At 58.2% G+C, this 6154-nt stretch carries 4 protein-coding genes; all 4 read left to right on the top strand.

The annotated features are described in order from the left end of the window. The first annotated feature begins 36 nt into the window (after positions 1-36). The 4 genes from HKN37_12685 (at position 37) to HKN37_12670 (ending at position 6143) form a co-directional block, all read left to right on the top strand. On the top strand, positions 37-285 hold the full coding sequence (locus tag HKN37_12685; GenBank protein ID NNE47503.1) for a hypothetical protein: 249 nt from the start codon (positions 37-39) through the stop codon (positions 283-285). Between the two features lie 298 nt (positions 286-583). Beyond that, a complete protein-coding gene (locus HKN37_12680; protein NNE47502.1) occupies positions 584-1657 on the top strand; it encodes a LacI family DNA-binding transcriptional regulator in 1074 nt (357 codons plus the stop codon). Continuing rightward, positions 1650-3326, top strand: coding sequence for a peptidylprolyl isomerase (locus tag HKN37_12675; GenBank protein NNE47501.1), 1677 nt, complete (start codon positions 1650-1652; stop codon positions 3324-3326). Before HKN37_12680 ends, HKN37_12675 begins: the two co-directional genes overlap by 8 nt. A gap of 6 nt (positions 3327-3332) precedes the next feature. Then, positions 3333-6143: a TonB-dependent receptor gene (locus HKN37_12670; GenBank protein NNE47500.1), complete on the top strand. Its 2811-nt coding sequence runs from the start codon at positions 3333-3335 to the stop codon at positions 6141-6143. The last annotated feature ends 11 nt before the right edge of the window (positions 6144-6154 follow it).

Here is a 6154-nt window from a genome sequence, read left to right as displayed (position 1 = left end):
GACCTCATCCATCTACGCCGGTCGAAGAACCGATTATTGGTCGGGGGCGATATCGACTATACGATTGTGGATGACGACGCCGGACTTCTGTCGTACCGGCGCACGCTGCCAGGCGACAGTCTCACGGTTGTGTTCAACATCTCGGGTGAAACGAGAGAGTTTGAACTGGCTCGTGCAAGCACGTTCGTGCCTGAGTTATCGTCGCGTCGCGGCGCGTTCTCAGTGGTATCAAGTCATCGCGCATCGCTGTTACCGCGCTCCGGCGTGGTCCTGGTCAGCCGGTGACGAACAGGGGACGCATCGACGGCAGGTCAGCAAAAGGGCAATTCGGCGTCCCCAAATCGGTTCTGCGCGGCTTTCGCTCCCATTTCATGAAAACCTTTTCGCGTTCCAGGGGAGCAGGGCGAGGCGTTTTCTGAAGACTTCCGGGCGGCGAAGTCGGGCGCGCGTCGACAGCACGTCGCGAGGAGGCACCCTCCCTGTTGAATCGATGAAATTATGCCTTTACCTTGCGGCTACGACACATGTAAGCGCTTTCTTTTTGCAGTTTCTGCAAACGAGAAACCGCAATAAAACTGCATATTTGGGCGTCACCATATACGATATCGCGGAGCGGGCCAGCGTCTCCATCGCCACGGTGTCGCGCGTACTGAACAACCAGGCCCGGGTCGCCCAGAAGACCCGGCGACGAGTGCTCGAGGTTGCGTCAGAGCTGGGCTACCAGCCTCACGCGTCCGCTCAAAGTCTGGCACGCAGAAAATCCAGCCTTATCTCCGCCGTGATCCCTATGATCACGAACTACTTCTTCATGGAAGTACTTCGAGGGCTTCAGGATCGACTGGCGGAAAGTGAGTTCGATCTTCTCGTCTACACCGCTCGAACGATGGAGGAAGTCGGCACGCAGCTGGACCGCGCCCTGCATCGGGGTCGGTCCGACGGCGCCATGATATTTTCGACGCCCGTCGACGACGGTAGAATCGCAAAACTCAGGCGATCCGGGCAGCGAGCGGTGTTCGTTGATTGCTCCCATCCGGATTTTGATTCCGTTTCGATCGACAATGAGCTCGGCGGGTATCTGGCGACCGGGCACCTGATTGAGCAAGGTCACTCGCGAATTGGCCTCATCATGGGGCACGCCGGCTCGGTTCCTGCGCACGATCGCTATCAAGGCTACTGTCGGGCGCTGCAAGATGAGCGAATCCCCGTCGACCATGATCTTGTCATGGCGAGCACGGATCAGACGCGACACGGCTTCAGTGAAGCTCAGGGCTACACTGCCATGAATGCACTGCTTGATCGTGGCAAGCCTGATGCAGTGTTCGTCACCTCCGACGTTCAGGCTGTCGGAGCCCTGGCAGCCGTTCAGGATCGTGGCCTGGCGGTTCCTCATGACGTAGCGATTATCGGCTTCGACGATCTTCACTTCAGCCGACACATCGGATTGAGTACGCTTCGGCAACCCATGTACGATATGGGCCGCCTCGCAACGGAAATGCTTCTGGCGCGCATCGCCGAGCCCGAACTCGGGGCACGGCACACCGTCCTTGCGCCGAGCGTCGTGGTGCGTCGATCGACCGTCGCTGAACAAAAGTCTGGCGCAATGGACGAGGTACTCGAATCCGTTCGCGGCGTAGCGAGGGAGCCATCGAATGCGTAAGCCGGCCATCATAGTGGTATTGATTGCAGCCGCTGCCTCGGCCGCCTGGCTCGGCATCATCCGTCCTGCTGGTGACGACCCGGTCGCAGTGGCAGACGTCGACGGCGTGCCAATCACAGTAGATCGCTACAGAACAGAATACGCGCAGTACCTGCTCGAGACAGGCCTGGAAGACACACCCATGCGCCGTCGGGATTTCCTCGAGCGACTCATTTCCGTCGATCTCCTCGTGCGTGAGCAGAATGACAATGGAGTTGCCAGTTCTCCCGAGTATGAGTTTTCACGCGACCGTGTCATACGAAAGCTGCTCATTGAAGGCTATCTGGCGCGGGCCGTGTACGATTCGATTGCTGTCCGGGAGCAGGATCTTCGGCAGCTCTTCCTGAGAACCAAGACGACGCTGAAAGCAAGTCACCTGTACGCACCGACGCTTGACGCTGCCGCAACCCTGCACGAGAGGCTTCAGCGGGGAGAGCGCTTTGAGGATCTCGCCCGCGAGCACTTCGAGGATCCGGCGCTGGCAGAAAACGGGGGTTCTCTTGGCTATTTCGGATTCGACGAAATGGATCCGGCCTTTGAAGAGGCTGCCTATGCACTGGAAGTCGGGGAGATATCGCCGCCCGTCAGGACGGCGCAGGGCTATTCCGTCATTCGGCTGGATGATCGTCTGGTCAAACCTGTCATCTCGGAAACCGAATTCGCGGAGCGCAAAGCCAATCTTAGCCGCTACGTAGTTGTTCGCCGTCGCCAGCTTGCGAAGAAGGCTACGTATGATGCACTTCTTGAGGAGATCGCACCCAGGATCGACGAACCCGTTCTGGCCGCGCTTTTTGAGCGGCTCGTCGGGACGACCATCGACCGTCGAGAACAAGTGACGAATATCGAGATGAATGACGTCCTGGTCGAGTTGGACGGGCGGACTCTCACAGTTGGCGAGTTCTTCGACGAGGCCGTTTTCGCCAGCGCCGAGCAACGAACAATGGTCCGGACCCCCGAAATCCTCGACGCCTTCCTCGAAGGCATCATGATCCGCCTGGCTATTCTTCGCCGGGCACGGGGATCGGGAATCGAGGAGGCACCGGAGTTCAAGCGGGCCCTTGAAGACGAGTTGAGAGACTGGACCTACGAGCGCGCGTGGGAAGCACTGGCCGACAACCTCGAAATACCGGAGGATTCGCTTCGCTCGCACTTCACGACGAATCGTGCAGAGTTTCGGCTGCCCGAACAGGTCTTTGTGCGCGAAATCCTGCTTGAGAGTCGAGAGGAAGCTATTGCTGTGCGTGGCACCGTTACGCCCGACAATTTCTCAGATACCGCCCGTCGCAGGTCGGTCCGGCCACGAGCTGATGAGCGAGGCGGAGCACTCGGATTTGTTGCCCGTGATCAACTCGGCGTGCTTGCGGATCGCGTCTTCTCGGCAGAATCGGGCGACATTCTTGGACCCATCGAGGTCGGAGGTCGCTATGTGGTGCTGTATGTCGGTGAGCGAAAGCCGGAACGAGAGGCGGAATACGCCGACGCCAAGGATGCCATCAGGCGCCAGTTGGAATTCGTCTGGTTGCGAAAGGCGGTAAGGGACCATGCGCGGGAATTGCGTGGTCGCTACCCGGTGACCATATTTGATGAGACATTGGGCTCTCTCCAGTTAAGACAAGAGCAGGCTTCATAGGTTGCGATGCTACGATTCAAGAAACTCGTATTGAGTGCGGCGCTGCTGCTGATTTCTGTATCGGCAGGCGCCCAGACTGGCAAGATCGTCGGTACGGTCACCGACATGGCGACAGGTGATCCGCTACCGGGCGTCAACGTCTTCATAGAAGGGACGACCCAGGGTACGGCAAGCGACCTGAACGGCCGGTTCGTCATTATCGGCGTTCGCCCTGGCGTGTACACGATCTCTTCGTCCTTCATCGGTTTCACGACGCAGCGAAAGGAGGGCGTGCAGGTTAACGTCGACCTTACGACGACCGTCGACTTTGAGCTCGGTGAGCAGGTCATCGAGGGCGACGAGATTGTCGTGACTGCCGAGGCCATCACGGTCAAGAAGGATCTGACGAGCTCGGAAGCACGCGTGACCGCCGAGACGATCGATAAGCTACCCGTTACCGAACTCGGCCAGATACTGGAGGTCCAGGCCGGAATTACAAACCGGGATGGCATCCACATTCGTGGTGGCCGAAGCAGCGAGATCACATATATGGTCGATGGTGTGCCAGTCACTGATCGTTACGATGGATCAGCGGCGATTCAGCTTGAGAATGAAGGCATCCAGGAGCTCCAGGTGGTGTCCGGCACATTCAATGCCGAGTACGGCAACGCCATGTCCGGTGTCATCAACATCGTGACGAAAGAGGGGCGTAGCGACCGATTCGGTGGCTCGGCTAAAGTGTATGCGGGGACCTATGCAGTAGGGGGCGACGGCGGGGAAGATTTCCTGCGTGGCACAGCCGTTGACGAGTTCACCAGTGCCGGGGTTCAGTACCGGGACGTCAATGTCTATTCGTACCTGCCCTTCAAACCGGGTCATTACTACAACGCGAACGTCTCGCTTGAGGGACCCATTCTCTCGGACCGCGTCACCTTCTACGGTCTGGCTCGCTATTTCCAGAACGACGGCTGGTTCTATGGCGCACGGTTGTTCAATATCGATGGTACACCGGGCGACAGTTCACTCGTTCCGATGAACACATTCGAGAAATTGAGCCTCCAGGGAAACGTTCGGATCCGGCTAACCAACCGCATCATCGTCAACCTGATTGGGCTGGGATCGATCGATACGGGCCGCAGTGCAGACCAGGGCCGCCGATGGGTGCCGGATGGCCGACAGGCGTTTGACAACAACGGGTACGACTTCAAAATCAAGGTCACGCATCTCCTGAGCAACACGACCTTCTACACGTTCAACGTCGCCACATTTTACAAGCGTGCCGAGGCTGCACTGTATGACGATCCGTTCGACACGCGCTACAACGACTTCAACATCAGTCCCCCCGATTCCGTACCCACCGGCGGCTTGCGGCTTCTTCGGGGCGGCACCGACCTGGGTCGTTTCAACAGGACAACACGATCGTATCTGGCCAAGGCGGATCTTTCCAGCCAGCTCGGCGAGCATCACCTCGTGAAGATTGGGGTTCAGGCGCAGCTGGATAATCTTGAGTTGACGGGATACGGGCTTATCCCGGCGACCGACGCTCAGGGCGCCCCGACGTCCGGAGCTGATTTCAGGCCGGCCATTCCAGAAGAGTCTTCCTCCTCATTCAGCAGTTTTGATGGCGTCGAGCCCATCAACATCAGCGCCTACGTGCAGGACAAAATCGAGTACGAGAATTTCATCGTGAATGCGGGAATCCGTATGGATTACTTCGACTCGCGTTCAGTCATTCCTGCCGATCCGTCGGATCCCAACATCTTCAATCCTCTGAAGAAGGAGAATCGCTTCCGCGACGAGAATGGCAACGGCTTTATCGACACCGCGGAGGAGCGGGCGGATAACCAGCTCACGATTGAAGATCGCGAGCAGTACTGGTGGGCTGAGCCCGGATCGAAGACCACGATTTCTCCAAGACTCGGTGTGGCCTACCCCATATCTGCACAGGGAGTCATCCACTTCTCGTTCGGGCTCTTCTACCAGATACCGACCTTGAACAATCTGTTTGACAATTTCGGCTATAAGATTCCGAATTCATCCGGACAATACGGTCCGTTCGGCAATCCCGATCTCGAGCCGCAGAGCACTACGATGTACGAGATCGGTTTCAAGCAGGGATTCGGCGAGTACGTGCTGGATGTTACCGGCTACTATCGGGACGTTCGAAACTGGGTTTCCACGTCGCCGGTCATTCTGACGGTCCAGCCGGGCATCTCGTACGTCGTCTACTCGAACCGGGATTACGCGAACACGCGAGGCGTCACGCTGAGCCTGAGCCGGCGATTCACGGATCACTGGGGATTTGACGCGAGCTACACGTTTCAGGTCGTCGAAGGGTCGAACTCCAACCCGGCCGACGAGTTTTTCGCTTCACTGGGGAACGCACAACGGAAGCTGGCCCTCCTGCCGCTCGACTGGGATCAGCGGCACAAGATCGCGGGCGGTTTCTACCTTGGTGGAAACGAGTGGGGCGCGTCTCTCCGCGCACGGCTTCAGTCAGGGTTTCCGTACGACCCCAGTTTCCCCGAAGCGGCCATCGTCGGTAACGACGTTCAGCCGGAGTTCGCCGAGAACTCGAGGCGTATGCCCTCTGCCTGGGAGATCGACCTGAGTGCCTACAAAGAATTCAGTCTTGGCTCGGTAAGACCACGCCTGTTCATCGAGGTGTTCAACCTGTTCGATCGTCGAAACGTGCAGGGCGTGTTCGGTGATACGGGCGAGCCGGACGTTACGCTGCAGGCGTTTAACCCCGATTCGTATGATCCGGGATTCTGGGTGCGTCCAGGGTTCTACAGTGAACCCCGACGGATTCAGATTGGCGTCGAAATCAGGTACTAGCGAGCGTGGTG

This window comes from Rhodothermales bacterium (assembly GCA_013002345.1).
Taxonomy (GTDB): Bacteria; Bacteroidota; Rhodothermia; order Rhodothermales; family JABDKH01; genus JABDKH01.
This window is presented reverse-complemented; position numbering and strand designations above follow the sequence as displayed.

Coding starts and splice junctions, on each gene's coding strand:
- HKN37_12670 (NNE47500.1), top strand. CDS start 3,333: ATGCTACGATTCAAGAAACTCGTATTGAGTGCGGCGCTGCTGCTGATT.
- HKN37_12675 (NNE47501.1), top strand. CDS start 1,650: ATGCGTAAGCCGGCCATCATAGTGGTATTGATTGCAGCCGCTGCCTCG.